The organism is SAR86 cluster bacterium, assembly GCA_023703675.1.
In the GTDB taxonomy this organism is placed as follows: Bacteria; Pseudomonadota; Gammaproteobacteria; order Magnimaribacterales; family AG-339-G14; genus AG-339-G14.
Genome location: CP097974.1, coordinates 817,310 through 832,646, shown reverse-complemented (window position 1 = coordinate 832,646; position 15,337 = coordinate 817,310). Strand labels below are relative to the sequence as shown.

At 32.5% G+C, this 15,337-nt stretch carries 18 protein-coding genes and 1 other RNA gene; 16 read left to right on the top strand and 3 right to left on the bottom strand.

Annotation, left to right across the window (positions count from 1 at the left end):
• Window position 1: 1 nt before the first annotated feature.
• Window positions 2-553 (bottom strand): LPS export ABC transporter periplasmic protein LptC, encoded by a 552-nt coding sequence (lptC, locus tag M9C82_04210; protein URQ73167.1) that lies wholly within the window; start codon window positions 551-553, stop codon window positions 2-4.
• Complete coding sequence (locus tag M9C82_04205; protein ID URQ73166.1) at window positions 553-1,536, bottom strand: KpsF/GutQ family sugar-phosphate isomerase; 984 nt, start codon at window positions 1,534-1,536, stop codon at window positions 553-555. The genes lptC and M9C82_04205 overlap by 1 nt, the downstream gene beginning before the upstream one ends.
• A gap of 56 nt (window positions 1,537-1,592) precedes the next feature.
• Between M9C82_04205 and M9C82_04200 the strand changes: the two genes are divergently transcribed.
• Genes M9C82_04200 through hisD form a run of 4 tightly spaced genes read left to right on the top strand, consistent with a single transcriptional unit; the run spans window position 1,593 to window position 5,377 of the window.
• Window positions 1,593-2,195, top strand: a complete 603-nt coding sequence (locus M9C82_04200) for an ABC transporter substrate-binding protein (GenBank protein URQ73165.1) — start codon at window positions 1,593-1,595, stop codon at window positions 2,193-2,195.
• Window positions 2,188-3,450: a UDP-N-acetylglucosamine 1-carboxyvinyltransferase gene (gene murA, locus M9C82_04195; GenBank protein URQ73164.1), complete on the top strand. Its 1,263-nt coding sequence runs from the start codon at window positions 2,188-2,190 to the stop codon at window positions 3,448-3,450. The genes M9C82_04200 and murA overlap by 8 nt, the downstream gene beginning before the upstream one ends.
• Window positions 3,447-4,061 (top strand): ATP phosphoribosyltransferase, encoded by a 615-nt coding sequence (gene hisG / locus M9C82_04190; GenBank protein URQ73163.1) that lies wholly within the window; start codon window positions 3,447-3,449, stop codon window positions 4,059-4,061. The genes murA and hisG overlap by 4 nt, the downstream gene beginning before the upstream one ends.
• On the top strand, window positions 4,058-5,377 hold the full coding sequence (gene hisD / locus M9C82_04185) for a histidinol dehydrogenase (GenBank protein URQ73162.1): 1,320 nt from the start codon (window positions 4,058-4,060) through the stop codon (window positions 5,375-5,377). The genes hisG and hisD overlap by 4 nt, the downstream gene beginning before the upstream one ends.
• Here the strand turns inward: hisD and M9C82_04180 are convergent.
• Window positions 5,370-6,119 carry a trypsin-like peptidase domain-containing protein gene (locus M9C82_04180; GenBank protein URQ73161.1) on the bottom strand — a complete coding sequence of 250 codons (750 nt, stop codon included), beginning with the start codon at window positions 6,117-6,119 and terminating at the stop codon, window positions 5,370-5,372. The genes hisD and M9C82_04180 overlap by 8 nt on opposite strands.
• A gap of 62 nt (window positions 6,120-6,181) precedes the next feature.
• Here M9C82_04180 and rplM point away from each other — a divergent pair, with 62 nt between their 5' ends.
• From rplM to ftsA, 12 genes are all read left to right on the top strand, one after another.
• Window positions 6,182-6,613 carry a 50S ribosomal protein L13 gene (gene rplM / locus M9C82_04175; protein ID URQ74125.1) on the top strand — a complete coding sequence of 144 codons (432 nt, stop codon included), beginning with the start codon at window positions 6,182-6,184 and terminating at the stop codon, window positions 6,611-6,613.
• Window positions 6,614-6,622: 9 nt separating this feature from the next.
• Window positions 6,623-7,015 carry a 30S ribosomal protein S9 gene (gene rpsI / locus M9C82_04170; GenBank protein URQ73160.1) on the top strand — a complete coding sequence of 131 codons (393 nt, stop codon included), beginning with the start codon at window positions 6,623-6,625 and terminating at the stop codon, window positions 7,013-7,015.
• Window positions 7,016-7,020: 5 nt separating this feature from the next.
• Complete coding sequence (gene petA, locus M9C82_04165; protein ID URQ73159.1) at window positions 7,021-7,617, top strand: ubiquinol-cytochrome c reductase iron-sulfur subunit; 597 nt, start codon at window positions 7,021-7,023, stop codon at window positions 7,615-7,617.
• The gene (locus tag M9C82_04160) at window positions 7,617-8,840 is read left to right on the top strand and encodes a cytochrome b N-terminal domain-containing protein (protein URQ73158.1); all 1,224 of its coding nucleotides are present in this window, start codon (window positions 7,617-7,619) and stop codon (window positions 8,838-8,840) included. Before petA ends, M9C82_04160 begins: the two co-directional genes overlap by 1 nt.
• A 3-nt stretch (window positions 8,841-8,843) precedes the next feature.
• Window positions 8,844-9,503: a cytochrome c1 gene (locus tag M9C82_04155; protein ID URQ73157.1), complete on the top strand. Its 660-nt coding sequence runs from the start codon at window positions 8,844-8,846 to the stop codon at window positions 9,501-9,503.
• Window positions 9,504-9,514: 11 nt separating this feature from the next.
• Window positions 9,515-10,153, top strand: a complete 639-nt coding sequence (locus tag M9C82_04150; GenBank protein ID URQ73156.1) for a glutathione S-transferase N-terminal domain-containing protein — start codon at window positions 9,515-9,517, stop codon at window positions 10,151-10,153.
• A 1,206-nt stretch (window positions 10,154-11,359) separates the two neighbouring features.
• The gene (rsmI, locus tag M9C82_04145) at window positions 11,360-12,121 is read left to right on the top strand and encodes a 16S rRNA (cytidine(1402)-2'-O)-methyltransferase (protein URQ74124.1); all 762 of its coding nucleotides are present in this window, start codon (window positions 11,360-11,362) and stop codon (window positions 12,119-12,121) included.
• 12 nt (window positions 12,122-12,133) lie between these two features.
• Window positions 12,134-12,468: RNase P RNA component class A (gene rnpB / locus M9C82_04140), an RNA gene on the top strand.
• A gap of 101 nt (window positions 12,469-12,569) precedes the next feature.
• Entirely contained in the window at window positions 12,570-13,046 is a 477-nt protein-coding gene (locus tag M9C82_04135) for a division/cell wall cluster transcriptional repressor MraZ (GenBank protein ID URQ73155.1), read from the top strand.
• Window positions 13,043-13,903, top strand: coding sequence for a 16S rRNA (cytosine(1402)-N(4))-methyltransferase RsmH (gene rsmH, locus M9C82_04130; protein URQ73154.1), 861 nt, complete (start codon window positions 13,043-13,045; stop codon window positions 13,901-13,903). Before M9C82_04135 ends, rsmH begins: the two co-directional genes overlap by 4 nt.
• On the top strand, window positions 13,900-14,121 hold the full coding sequence (locus M9C82_04125) for a hypothetical protein (protein URQ73153.1): 222 nt from the start codon (window positions 13,900-13,902) through the stop codon (window positions 14,119-14,121). Before rsmH ends, M9C82_04125 begins: the two co-directional genes overlap by 4 nt.
• Window positions 14,108-15,337, top strand: a complete 1,230-nt coding sequence (ftsA, locus tag M9C82_04120; protein ID URQ73152.1) for a cell division protein FtsA — start codon at window positions 14,108-14,110, stop codon at window positions 15,335-15,337. The genes M9C82_04125 and ftsA overlap by 14 nt, the downstream gene beginning before the upstream one ends.

Sequence of the window (15,337 nt, the reverse complement as noted above, 5' to 3'; positions counted from 1 at the left end):
TTCAGATTTCTTGAGATTTTATATTAGAACTGTCTAAAATTAACTTTTCCGATAAATCTATTTTTATCGAATCTGCAGAATAGATACTATTTAAATAATTTATTTTTAAGTTTTTTGAAACTTCTAAAGTGTTGTCTGAAAAGTTAATAATCATTTTCTCAGAAGAGCCAGAAAAAGGATTTTTTTTAAAGCTTCCGTTAAAATTAACTATTTCTTTAAATTCTATGAGATTTGTCTTGTAATAGAAAAAAGCATTATTAGAGTTTCCAGAAATTTCAAAGTCCATTTCGTCTGATAAATATATTTCAGGTTGAAATAATTTCATAAAATTAGAATTTGCTAAGCTATTAAGCATCTCGCTTTTCACAGAAAATTTAATTTTTTTATCTGAGAAAGATACTCTCAATTTTACTTTATCTGCTTGAAATAAATTTTGAACTATATTTTCTTGAAATTCTTGATTTGAGGAATCAATGTAATTGGAAGACAAAAATAAAAAAACACCCGCAAGACTTAAAAGAAGGATTGAATATAGTATTAAATTTCTTCGCATTAAATAATTTTTGCTTCCAATAAGTCATGCATCCTTAGGAGACCAGTAACTTGATCCTTATTATTTTTAACCAACAATGAAAAAATTTTAAATTTTTCCATTATTTTTATAGCTTCAGAAACTAAGATTTCCTCCGAAACAAACTTAAAATCCATTGTCATCACTTCTTTGATTTTTAAATCGGTCAAGTTGACTTTCTTTTCTAAAAGCCTTCTCAAGTCTCCATCAGTAAAGATTCCTGATACTTTATTTTTACTTTTGATCAGAGTTAAGCCAAGACCTTTTGAAGACATTAAATAAATTGCACTATGTATCGAGGAGGATTCAGATATTATTGGAAGATTTTTTTTAGTTAACATTAAGTCTTTTACTTTTAAAAACTTTTTTCCTAAACTGCCTCCAGGATGGTTTTCTGCAAAATCTTGTGGAGAAAAATCTTTAGCTTCTAGTAATGATATTGCAAGAGCATCGCCCAAAAGTAACATAGCCGTAGAGCTAGTTGTAGGAGCAAGATCCATTGGACAAGCCTCTTGATCAATTTCTATGGTTAAAGAGACATTAGAGTTAATTGAAAGGGATGATTGGGAGTTTCCTGTAATCGAAAAAATATCTTTTGCTTTCTTTTTGCAAGCTGGAAGTATTTTGAGAATTTCATCAGTTTCACCAGAATACGAAAAAATCAATAAAATATCTTTTTTTGTAATAGCCCCTAAATCGCCATGGCTTGCCTCTGCGGCGTTTATATAAATTGCTGGAGTTCCAGTCGAAGATAATGTTGAACATACTTTTTCAGCAATATTTCCAGATTTTCCCATTCCCATAAGAAATAAATTTCCTTTATTCAAGAGTATCTTTTCACACATCTCATTAAAATTTTTTGAACTTATGTGTTTTGAAATTTGTGAAAGAGAATATATTTCTTTAGAAAAGGTTTTTTTAGCCGAATTAAAGAAATTAATTTTTTTCTTAGGTTTAATTTTCATAGAAATTTTTAATACTGTCTTCTTGGCCTTATAATAAACCATTAGAACGTTTTTTCATGCGTAAATTCATTTTTATATTTTCAATAATCTTTTCAAATTTATCTTTTTCAGGCGAATCGATTGAGATTTTTTTGGATGATCAACATAAAAATTTATTTGGTTACATAGAGAAAAATATTGAATTAATTGATAAAGACAAGAATCTATTTATAGCAGGATTTGAAAAGTCCATCGAGGATCTAATAGATCCAAAAGAAATTTCAAAAAGAGTAATGGGAAAAATGATCTATCAACAATCTTCTCCAGCACAAATCGAAAGATTCAATTTAAAGTTCAAAAGTACACTTTTTGAGTCTTATTCTTCAGCTTTGAAAGAATTAAATTATGAAGACCTAAAAATTGTATCCCATTTACATCCTAATGAACGAATGGATCTGGCAATAGTCAAATTAAAAATTAATTTAAGTGGAAGAAAGATAGATTTCATTTACAAAATGAAAAAGATCAATAATGATTGGAAAATTATAGGATTAATATTAGATGGTATAGACATTATCTCAATTTTTAGGAAGCAATTTTTAAATTTGTACAAAGTAGGAAATATGAATATAGATTTTGCTATAAATAATTGGAACGTTTTAGAAAAGAATAATGGATAAACTTCTAATTACCGGAGGGTCTTCGCTCGAAGGCTCGTTGAGAGCGTCTGGATCAAAAAATTCGGCTCTACCAATATTAGCGTCTTCCATTTTAGTAAAAGACAAGTTTTTAATAAAAAATATTCCTCATTTGAATGATATAACAACCATGATTGAGCTGTTAAGTTCTATGGGAGCAGAGATGACGGTTAATGAAGATATGGATTTGGAGGTTGATACAAAAAATCTTGTCAATCCGCTTGCAAGATATGAGCTAGTCAAGACTATGAGAGCATCAATATTAGTTTTGGGACCTTTATTGACTAGATATCATGAAGCAGAAGTCGCGCTTCCCGGTGGATGCGCAATAGGAAGTAGACCGGTAAATTTGCACATTGACTGCATGCAGAAATTAGGAGCAGAGATTGAAATCTCTGATGGATATATAAAAGCAAAAGCAAAAGGTGGTCTCAAGGGAGGCAAAATAGATTTTTCAACTGTAACTGTTACAGGAACTGAAAATGCAATTATGGCTGCAGTACTGGCTAGAGGAACAACAGTTATAAAAAATGCAGCTAAGGAACCAGAAGTTGTGGATCTAATTTCTTGTTTAAAGAAAATGGGGGCTAATATTGAAGGAGGAGGAAGTGAAATAATCACTGTTAAAGGAGTAGATTCGCTGAATCCTTGTGAATACGAAGTTATGGATGACAGAATTGAAATTGGAACTTATCTAACCGCAGTGACAATGACCAAAGGAAAAATTCAAATCAAATGCTCATTTCCTAAGATTTTAGAGACTATCATTGATAAATTAAAAATTTCAGGTGCAAATATTACTTTTAATGAAGAAAGCATAGAATTAGAAATGGACCAAAAGCCAAGTCCAGTAAATATTTCTACCGCGCCTTTCCCACTTTTCCCAACAGATATGCAAGCGCAGTTTATAGCCTTAAACTCTATTTCTACAGGTAAGTCAAAAGTAGTAGAAAATGTCTTTGAAAATAGATTCATGCACGTTCAAGAACTAATTAGGATGGGAGGAGATATTAACTTACAGGGGAATACCGCAATTATTGTCGGTAGCAAAAACGGATTATTCGCCGCACCAGTAATGGCTACTGATCTAAGGGCTTCTGCTAGCCTGGTCTTAGCAGGATTGGTTGCCAAAGGACAAACAAAAGTTGATAGGATTTATCACATTGATAGAGGTTACGAAAGAATTGAAGAAAAACTTAATCTCCTCGGAGCAAATATTGAAAGGGTGTCCGAATGAGTCTTTTGTTGGCTTTACCAAAAGGAAGATTATTAAATGAGGTAAAAGTTCTTCTTGAAAAAGTTGGAATTGAATTTGATGATAAATCCAGAAAATTAATAATTAATACTTCTAAGGATTTTATAAAAGTTGCTATCCTGAGAACGTGGGATATTCCAAAGTTTGTAAATTATGGAGCAGCTGATATCGGAGTTGTAGGAAAAGACATATTATTTGAGTCAAATTTAGAAAATAATTATTACGAACTTGAAGATTTGGGAATAGGACAATGCAGGATGTCTCTGGCTTCATTGGAAAATAAAATACCTAGACAAAAAAAAATTAGAGTTGCTTCAAAATATCCTGAATATACAAAAAAATATTTTCTAGAAAACTCTAAAGATATAGAAATTTTAATATTGAAAGGAGCTATCGAAATTGCTCCTGTTTTAGGCCTTGCTGATTGCATTGTCGATTTAGTTCAAACAGGTCAAACTTTAAAAGAAAACGGTCTAAAAGAGCTAGAAAAAATTTCTGATATAACTTCAAGACTTATTGTTAATAAATCGTCATTTAAATCTAAGTTTAAAGAAATAAATGAAATTTCAAGAGAATTAAAAAAGCATATATGAACGAATTTCAATTAAAAAAAGTCACTTTTAAAGAGTTCCTATCTTATAGAAGAAATATTGATCCTTTAAAGGATTTAGAAGAAGTGTCTGATAAAGTTAGAAAAATTCTTAAAGAAGTAAAAGTAAATGGCGAAAAAGCGTTACTCAAATTTTCAAAGAAATTTGACAATCTATCTGCTAAGAATCTGAACGAATTAATTCATTCGAGAGATAAATTAGAAGATTCCTATAACGTTCTTCCTAAAGAAATAAAAGATGATCTGATTTTCTTAAAATCACGCATACAAAGTTTTCATCAATCAATCAGTACAGCTGATTGGGAGAAGACAGATGAGGTTTTTTCAAAATATGGACAAATTTCTAGGCCAATAAGAAGAATTGGTCTCTATGCTCCTGGTGGAAGTGCGATCTATCCCTCTTCGGTACTTATGACCTCAGTTCTTGCAAAAATTGCTGGAGTAAAAGAAATTCTTCTTTGTTTTCCGCCGTCAAACGAAAAAAATACTAAATTGATGTTAGCTACAGCATTCCTTGGAGAAGTTGATCAAGTTATTTCTATTGGCGGAGCACAAGCTATAGGAGCAATGGCATTCGGTACAGATAATTTTGAGAAAGTTGATAAGATTTTTGGACCTGGAAATCAATATGTTGCGGAAGCAAAAAGACAGGTCTTTGGCATAGTTGGAATTGACGCTATGACAGGACCTTCTGAAGTAATGATAATTGCCGATGAGACTGCTGATGTAGAAATGATAGCTTTAGATTTAATTGCACAAGCAGAGCACGGGCCTAACTCAAGTTGTATTTTGGTGTTAGTTAATAATTTGATGGCAGAAAAGGTGGAAGATAAAGTTTCAGAGTACTTACAAAATCTTAACTTTAATAAAGATTCCAATGCTTATAAATCTTTGAAAAATTTAGGTCTGATAGTAAATGTTTCAGATTTTGATGAAGCTAAAGAAGTTTGCAACCAGTTTAATCCAGAGCACCTTCAATTAATTCTTAAAAATGAAAGTCAAGTTAACTTAAAAGAAATTTATGCTGGAGCAATTTTTCTTGGCCAAAAGAATACAGCGGTTCTTGGAGATTATTGTGCTGGGCCTAGTCATGTAATACCAACTAATGGTGCCACTAAATTCAGCTCTCAACTCAGCATTCAAGATTTTTTTATTAATTCATCTTTTACGCATATCACAAATTCTCGAGATGAAAATTTCAAGAAAATATTAAAAACTTCGAGAGATATTGCTATAGAGGAAGGTTTAACTGCTCATGCAAATGCAGTAGATTTAAGATTGAAAAGGCTTTTTAATTAGTAATTTCGTTATAGACCTTCATTACTTCGTCTACAGGAATTGCAAAATTAAGACCTTGACTTCCACCGGAAGTTGTCTCAATAAAATTGGTTATTCCTAACAAATATCCATTCTTATCAATTAAAGCCCCACCAGAGTTACCTGGATTTATAGAGGCATCTGTTTGAATGAAAGTTCCAGTTACATTTTTAAATTGCCTATTGATTGCACTTACAATTCCCATGCTGAAAGACTTGCCTAAGCCTTGAGGATTGCCGATAGCAATGACTTGTTCTCCAACTCTAAGGTTATCTATATTTTTTTTTAATTTTATTGGTTTAAGATTTTCACCATTTATTGTTTGAATTACAGCAATGTCGGCCGTCTCACTAAAACCAAGAATTAAAGCTTCTAATATTTGACCACTATTAAGCTCAATAATTAATTTTTGATTACTCTGAAAAGCTTCTTTTATAACATGATAATTAGTGACAATTTTGCCTTGGCTATCAATTATCACTCCCGATCCATTTGGAAAAAAACCCGTTTTTATTACTTGCTGATATCTTTTTATTCCAAGAAGGCTAGATTTTTCTTGCCAAGCTTTCCATTTTTTTATGCTCCAAATATTTACTACAGATGGAGATGCTTCTTCTAAGATATCTGGAAGCTTTTCCGAAGAAGTGTAATTTAAGAACACGAATCCGGAAAGTAAGCCTAAAATGGTCCATAAGGATATCGAAATTAATACTTTTCTATTCATTGAAGTTGGAAATTATAACTTCTCTGAGTTATTATTCACGCGCTGAAAATACTATTTTTTTAATTATGAAAACAAAAAGTTTTAAATCAGACGAAATGGTCAAAAAATGGCATCTAGTAAATGCTGAAAATAAAACACTTGGAAGATTATCTTCCAAAATTTCTTCTATTTTGATGGGAAAAAATAAAGCTCAATTTTCAAAAAATAGTGATCTTGGAGACTTTGTCGTGATCATAAATGCTGAGAAAATAAGACTTACCGGGAATAAAGAGTCGCAAAAAAAATACCATAGTCATTCGGGTTATCCTGGAGGATTAAAAACTCAGACCTTTCAAAATTTGGTCGAGCAAAAGCCTGAAGAAATCATACTTAAAGCGGTAAAAGGCATGCTACCTAAAAATAAATTAACAACTAAAATGCTAGCAAAACTTAAAATCTATAAAGGTGAAAATCATCCTCACACCGGACAGGCTCCTCAACCTTTAGAGATCTAAAAATAAATTATGAGTCAAGATACCACATATGCGACTGGAAGAAGAAAAACCTCAACAGCAAGAGTTTATCTTTCTGAAGGAAAAGGAAATATATTAGTAAATGATATACCTTTAGAAGAATACTTTGGAAGGGAAGTTGCTAAAATACTAGTAATGCAACCTTTAGTTCTTTTAGACATTTCTAGCAAATTCGACATTATGGTCAAAGTTTCAGGCGGTGGTTCATTTGGACAAGCAGGTGCCATTAGACATGGTATATCTAGGGCCTTAGAAAAATTTGATCCAGAGTATAGATCTTCATTGAAGTCGGCTGGATATTTGACTAGAGACTCTAGACAAGTCGAAAGAAAGAAAGTTGGATTAGTAAAAGCAAGAAAGTCAAAACAATTTAGTAAAAGATAATTTCGATGGTTCAACCGATATCTCCTCCAAATCCTGGAAGAAGAAAGTTTTTAAGTTTTATTACGGCTTCAATGGCTTCGATAGGAGCTTTTTTTCTTGCCATACCCTTCTTGAGCGCTTTTAAACCAAGCGCGCGAGCAGAGGCAGCTGGAGCTCCAGTTCAAGTTGATATTTCATCACTAACACCAGGCCAAATGAAAGTTGTTGAGTGGAGAGGAAAACCTATATTTGTTGTTAAAATGGAAGAAAATACTGTGAAACTACTATCCTCCAATCTATCAAGATTAGCTGATCCAGAAGGTAAAAACTCAAAACAGCCTGAATATGTTAATAATCAGATTAGGTCAAGACAAGAAGGAGTAGCTGTAATTACGGGAGTTTGTACTCATCTTGGCTGCTCTCCAAAATATTATCCTGAAACAGGTTCTGTGGCATTCGACTCTGATTGGCAGGGAGGTTTTTTCTGCCCATGCCACGGTTCAAAATTCGATATGGTTGGTAGAGTATATGCAGGTGTTCCAGCACCAACAAATATGGACGTTCCACCACATTATTTCCCCAAAGATAATTTATTAGTAATTGGTTTAGACGGAGTATCATAATGTTGCAATGGATTAATACAAGATTTCCTCTAACGGATTTAATTGAAAGACATTTATCTAAGTATCCTGCTCCCACGAATCTCAATTTCTGGTACTTATTTGGATTTCTTATGATCATTGTTCTGGTAATGCAAATTCTTACGGGACTTTGGTTAATGATGAACTATACAAATACGGCTGAAGAAGCCTTTTCTTCCGTTGAGTATATTATGAGAGACGTAGAATACGGCTGGCTTTTAAGATACATGCACGCTGCAGGAGCTTCAGCTTTTTTTGTTTTAATTTATCTTCACATGTTTAGAGGGATGATGTATGGCTCATACCAAAAACCTAGAGAATTGATATGGCTTGGCGGATGGTTTACTTACGTTTTGCTCTGCGCTGAGGGTTTTACAGGCTATGTTCTTCCTTGGGGGCAAATGTCTTTTTGGGCAGCGCAGGTGATTATATCTTTATTTGGATCAATTCCTATTGTTGGAGAAGACCTTGCCACTTGGGTTAGAGGAGATTATCTTGTTTCTGGGATAACCTTGTCGAGATTATTTGCTTTTCACGTAGTTTTGTTACCAATCATGTTGATAGCGGTTGTTTTTTTCCACATTCTTGCACTTCACGAAATTGGATCAAACAATCCTGACGGAATAGATATTAAAAAACATGTAGACAATGATGGTGTCCCTTTAGATTCTAAGCCTTTTTATCCTTATGATATTACTCATGATGTTTATGCTCTAGGAGTATTTCTTTTATTTTTTTGTGGGATAGTTTTCTTTTTTCCTGGTGGAGGAGGTTACATACTTGAAACAGTAAACTTTGAACCAGCTAACCCATTATCTACTCCCGCTCATATCGTGCCATCTTGGTATTACACACCTTATTACGCAATGCTTCGAGCAGTAGATTTTTCAATTTTTGGATTTACTGCAAAATTTCTTGGTTTCGCCACTATGGCAGCAGGGATTGCAATATTTGCAGCATTGCCATGGCTAGATAGAAGCCCTGTTAAATCTATTAGATACAAAGGTATTTACAGCAAAATTTTTCTTACAGGCTTTGTTGTCAGCTTTTTTGTCTTGGGTTACCTTGGGCTAGTTCCCCCAACTGAACTTAAGAATGTTCTGGCAAAAGTATTTACAGTTATTTATTTCTCTTATTTTTTACTTATGCCAATTTATACTAAATTAGAGAAATGTAAGCCAGTTCCAGAAAGAGTTCCTGGATAAATAATGAAGCTTCTTCCATTTCTGTTTCTTTTCATACCTTTTCATTTTTTTGGTGCTGACGAATTGAGCTGCGGGACCATTGAATGTGAAAACTTCAAGGTAAATATTTACAACAATGCAGAATTACAAAATGGATTATCAACTTATATGAACTATTGTTACGGTTGCCATTCTTTAAAATACTCTAGATACAAAAGAATTGCAGAAGATCTAGAAATTCCTATTGAGTTGTATATAAGCAATCTAATTTATGATGATTCTAAACCTGGAGAATTAATGCAAATTAGTTTAAACAAAGAAGACGCAGTAAATTGGTTAGGCGCTGTTCCACCCGATCTTACCCTAGAGGCAAGGGTTAGGAAGCCTGAATGGATTTATACATATTTAAAAAGTTTCTATTCTGATTCTTCAAGGCCTTATGGGGTCAATAATCTGGTTTACAAAAATGTATCAATGCCACATGTCCTAGAAGATCTTCAAAATTCAATGTCTGAAAATGACTTTAATAAAACAATGGCAGATCTAACTAATTTCTTAGTTTACGTTTCTGATCCATCCGCAAGAGAAAGACAACAATTAGGAGTTTATGTCTTACTGTTTCTTTTATTATTTACTGCCTTTGCTTTTTTGCTATACAGAGAGTATAAAAAGGAACTTAAATAAAATCTTCACAAATGAGTTTGCTTAAAAATAGATCTTCCATGGTCCTCTTTCACGATGAAATAGGTCATAGAAGCCAAAAAGTTAGAATTATAATTCAAGAAAAGGAAATATCATGTGATTTGGAGGCGTTAGATAAAAATGCAATTCCCAAGGAAATTTTAGATGTTAATCCAGATGGTTCTTTGCCATTGTTAATAGATCGAGAACTTTCGCTTTATAACTCTGCTCTAATCGTCGAATACCTTGATGAAAGATTTCCGCATCCTCCATTACTTCCTGTTTATCCTGTTGCAAGAGCCCAAACTAGACTGATTCTAGATAGGATAGAAAAGGATTTAGCCATCCATTTGGATACTTTGGAAGATGAAGCTAGCTCAAAATCTGAATTGACAAAAAGTAAAAGTGCTTTGGAAGTTAATCTGAAAAATTCTTTAATACTTTTTAGTAATCCATCTTTTTTTAATGAAGAAGAATTTACCATATTAGATGCCGTTGTTTGTCCTATACTCTTCAGATTAAACTTTTTAGGTATAAATATTCCAAACACGAAAGCCGCAGCGGGCATTAAAGATTACATGGAAAGAATTTTTGAAAAAAATTCTTTTAAGGCCAGCCTAACGGGAGCGGAAAAAGAAAAATTTTTAATTTAATAATCCTGAAATATTTCACCTTTAAAAAACCTTACTTTAATTGGTTCTAAATGAACTTTTTCATTTTCAATTGAATGTTGTCCTAAAAAACCGAAATGACTTTTTTTATTAATTACTCCAAAAGCATCAAAACCAAGAGAATAGATAACTTTTTCTTTTGAATTTAGAAAATTAAATGAATCGTCATCAAAATTCATCTTGTTCACCAATATTGGATATTCTAAGCCTTGAGAATTTTCTAAATCGGAGGGAGAAGAAGAATCATTCCAAGAATCATAGTGATTCGGCATATTGAATACAGCTATATCTTGCAAAAGATTAAATTTAAGAGCAGGAAGAATACGTTTTGCTACTTCAGAGCTTGAAATTAATATTATATCTTCTAGATCTTTTCTCTTTCTACTAGAAAATTCAAGATCGCGACCTAAGATACTCTCTACCTTTCTTTTCCTAACATTACTTTTATTTTGTTCAAAAATCTGGGCGATCGTTGACTCGAAATCATTTGTTTTTTCTAGAAGAAAAAGATTTTTCTCTTGTATCTCAAGATTATTTTGTTTAGCGAAATTTACAAATTTCTCTATTTCGTCGACTTCAAGACTTACTAAGATAAATTTATTTTTTTTTAAAATATTTGTAACTCTTAAATCATCGAAGAATGAGTGACCTGGAGTAATCTCTCTATAGCCTGATACTGAAGTACTCTTATCTAATTTGATCACAAAAGTACTAGATTTATTAAAATCACACTTTTCTAACAAATTTTTGTTTAAAGCACTTTCTAAAATAAGAGTAATAGATCTAGATCTAGAAGGATTTCTACATACTTTAATTTTTTCTTCAACGTCAACGAAATAAACTCTTTTCTTATTTTTTGAAAATTTGTTGTTAAAATAGAAGGCCGCAAGAAATCCTTTTTTAAAGTTTTCTTCTTTTAGAGAACTTGAAGACTGAATTATCTCAATATCTCTTTTGACTGAAATTGTCTTAAGCTCGTTGAAAATTTTTTTTGTAATTTGATTAGAGTCAAAATTAAAGTTAAATTCTCTTAATTCGTCATTCTCAGTTGTGGCACAGCTAAAAAAAAGCATGGTCAATAATAGATAGAGAGCAATTTTTTTTGGAGGATTAATCATTAGTTCACAAGGATCATTATATTTAGTTGCAACTCCTATTGGAAATTTAGAAGACTTCAGTTTCAGAGGAATTAAAGTTCTATCAGAAGTAGACTTAGTTTTAACGGAGAATACCCACAAAAGCAAAACTCTTCTAAACAAATATGAAATAAAAAATAAAATTTTTTTATTTAATGATTTCACTTCAGAAAGCAAAAAAGACTCTTTGATAGAAAAAATTCTCATGGGAAAAAATATCGCCATGATCTCTGATGCAGGCACTCCTCTCATATCTGATCCTGGTAGTGAGTTTGTAAAAAAGGCAATTGAAAAAAACATCGATGTAGTTCCCATTCCTGGTGCAAGCTCAGTAATAAGTGCGTTGATTGCCTCAGGTCTCAAAACAAAAAGCTTTACTTTTCGAGGGTTTCTTCCAAAAAAAGAAATTTCACAAATAAATTTTTTAAAAGAAATAAAATTTAAAAAAGAGACACAAATTTTTTTTGAATCACCTAAAAGAATAAAAAAAAGTTTAAAAAATTTTCAAAAAGTTTTTGAACCAGAAAGAAAAATTGTACTCGCAAGGGAGATGACTAAAATTTATGAAGAATTTTATAGGGGTACAATCTATGAGTTGGTGGTTAAATCAGATTTATCAAAAGTAATTGAGAAAGGAGAATACGTAATTTTATTGGATGGTACAGAAGAAGAGGAAATTTTTGATTCTAAAAACTCAGAAATATTATTCAATGAACTTAAACCTTTCATGACATTAAGACAAATCTCAAAGATTATTTCAAAAGTATCGACTGAAAATTCAAAAGAAATATACAACTTTTTTAAAAAAAAATAATATAATTCTCAACGAGCTGATCGAGTAATCGCTGGCATAAGTCAGAGGAAAGTCCGGGCTCCAAAGGATGAAGTGCCAGGTAACTCCTGGGAGTAATGAAAATTACTACGGAAAGTGCAACAGAAAGTAAACCGCCGTAAAGGTAAGGGTGAAAAGGTGCGGTAAGAGCGCACCGGATATTTGGAAACAAATATTGCTTTGTAAACCCCACTTGGAGCAAGACTAAATAGAGATTCTATAATGTTATCCGCATTGAATCTGGGTAAGTTGCTAGAGGTTTGCGGCGACGTAAATCCAAGATGAATGATTACATAAAACAGAACCCGGCTTATGGGTCAGCTCATCCCAAATATTCGTTAAAACAAAGAAAAATCATTTGACCTTATGTCTTTAAAAGTGTGCGAAAGTGTGTAAAAATATACCTAAGTGTACATAATAGGGACAAAATATGGCCGGTTTATATGGCTTCAGCAGTTTAGTTTTAGATACTAAGGGAAGAATTGCGATGCCTGCCAAATATAAAGATCAGTTAAAAAATTTAGCTGGCGGCTCTCTCATTGTAACCAGAGATCCTCAATATCCTTCTTTATTAATTTATCCAGGGAACTTATGGAAGAAAATTTCTAATTCTTTTGAGGGTTTATCGGGGCTAAATCCTGAAATTAGATCATTGCAATGGAATTTTCTAGGAAATGCACATTACATGGATTTTGAGATTTCTGAACGAATGAATATTTTACTTCCTTTATCGTTAAGAGAATATGCTCAACTAAAGGAAAAAGCTAAAGTTGTCCTTATTGGAATGGGTCAAAAATTTGAGTTGTGGAGCGAAAAAAATTGGAAAATAAAAGAATCTGGCAAAGAGATAAAAGGCGAGAGGATTGAAATTGATCTTCCGGAAGAAGTAAGGGAGATACCATTTTGAATCACATATCGGTAATGCCAGAAGAGGTTATAGAAAATTTACTTCACGACAAAGATGGCGACTACTTAGATTGTACATTTGGAATGGGTGGTCATTCAAAGGAAATTTTAAAAAAGCTGACAGAGAAGGGCAGTTTAAAAGCTATAGATAAAGACCCAAAGGTATCTGAATTTTCTAAAAAAATAAACGACACCAGATTTGAATTCATTAATTCAAGTTTTTCGGATTTGCAAAATTTCTTTATTAACGATTCTTTCGACGGGATTTTGTTGGATCTCGGCATTTCTTCAATTCAACTTGACGATGCGGAACGAGGTTTTAGCTTTAAAAAAGATGCAAATCTCGATATGAGGATGGATCAATCAACGGGAATGACTGCAAGTGATTGGTTAAATAATTCCTCTGAAAAGGAAATTGCTGATGTTTTGTTCTTTTTTGGTGAAGAGAGGAAATCTAGAAATCTTGCAAGACAAATTATCGAAAAAAGGAGAAAAAAAGAAATTTCATCTACTTCTGATCTTACCTCTTTAAAATTTTACTCTAATCGATCAAAAAAACATCCTGCAACCAATATCTTTAGAGCAATAAGAATGTTTATAAATAACGAAGTAGATGAGTTAATTTCTGTTCTTCTAAGTTCAATAAAATTATTAAAAAAGGGAGGAAGATTGGTGGTGATCTCTTTTCATTCAATCGAAGATAGAATTGTAAAAAATTTCTTGAAAGGAAATTTAGCTGATATTTCTTTTGAGAATTTAGTAAAACAAAAAGGAAAAGTGATAAAACCAAGTTCTGATGAGATTGAGAATAATCCAAGATCCAGAAGCGCAATTCTAAGAGTTGGTGAAAAATTATGAATGATCAATTTCCAATAATATTCATGTTTTGTTTTTTGACAATAGGCATTATGACTTCAACTATCACCAAATCTTTAAACGTTCATGAGGTTAGATCTTTGAATTCAATGATTGATGACGAATTTGAAAGATTTTTAGTTTTAGAATCAGAGAATATTAGATTTAAAAATTTATTAGTTAGAGAAAAAGAGGCGGCTAAACAAAATGGCTTCAATTAATAATCAAAATATTAAAGTTGGAATTGATATAGGAACCTCAAAGGTTGTTTGTTTGGTAGTCGAATCAAATGCTGATGGTTTAAATGTTTTAGGTCTAGGAACTCATCCTTCTAAAGGTTTGAAAAATGGTGTGGTAGTTGACATTGAATCTACAGTTCAGGCGATACAAGAAGCAACAAATAAAGCAGAGCTGATGTCAGGAATAAGGGTTCATCAAGCCTATGTAGGAATTTCTGGAGGAAGTTCGAATGGCTTGAACTCTGAAGGCGTTGTTCCAATAAAGGATAAAAAAGTGAAATTTAGTGATGTTGAGAAAGTTATAACTGCAGCTAAAGCCCAAGCTATTCCAGACGGATATAAACTCTTACATATTCTTGCAAGAGAATATGCAATAGACCAACAAAATGGAATTAAAGAACCCTTGGGAATGGCAGGAGTTAGATTGGAAGCTAAAGTCCATTTAGTATCTTGTGATAAAAACGCAGCAGAAAACATATCTTCTTGTATGAGAGCTTGTGGCATAACTGTTCAAGACTATGTTTTAGAACAATTAGCATCTAGTTATTCGGTTTTATCAGATGATGAAAAAAGATTGGGTGTTTGTCTAATTGATCTAGGCGGCGGGACTTCAGATGTAGCAATTTTTATGGATGATTCCATTAGCCATACTGTAAATATTCCCGTTGGAGGAGACCATGTTACTAATGACATTGCGAGAGCAATTCAAACACCGACATCCCAAGCGGAAGAACTGAAGAAAAAATATGGTTGTGCTTCTAGCTCGTTGACTAATGAGGGAGATAAAATTTCGACCCCTTCAATCAACGGTAGATCTGACAAAATTTTTTCTCGTCAAGCTCTTGCAGATGTAATAGAGCATAGGTATGCAGAAATATTTCAAATGATTAAACAAAGATTAGGAATTAATGATCTTTCACAATTATTGCCAGCAGGTATTGTTCTCACAGGAGGGGCATCCAAAATTGAGGGAATTTCTCAGTTAGGAGAAGAAATCTTTCAAGTTCCTGTAAGAGTAGGTAAGCCAAAAGGGCTAGTAGGGCTCACAGATATTTTAAAAAATCCAGTTTATTCAACTTCGATAGGTTTAATTCTTTATGGGCAAAAAATCACAGAAGAAGAGATTATAGATTTTGCTTTCATGAGAGAAAAAGGTTTAGTGAATAGAGCTTTTAAATGGATTCAAAATAATTTTTAG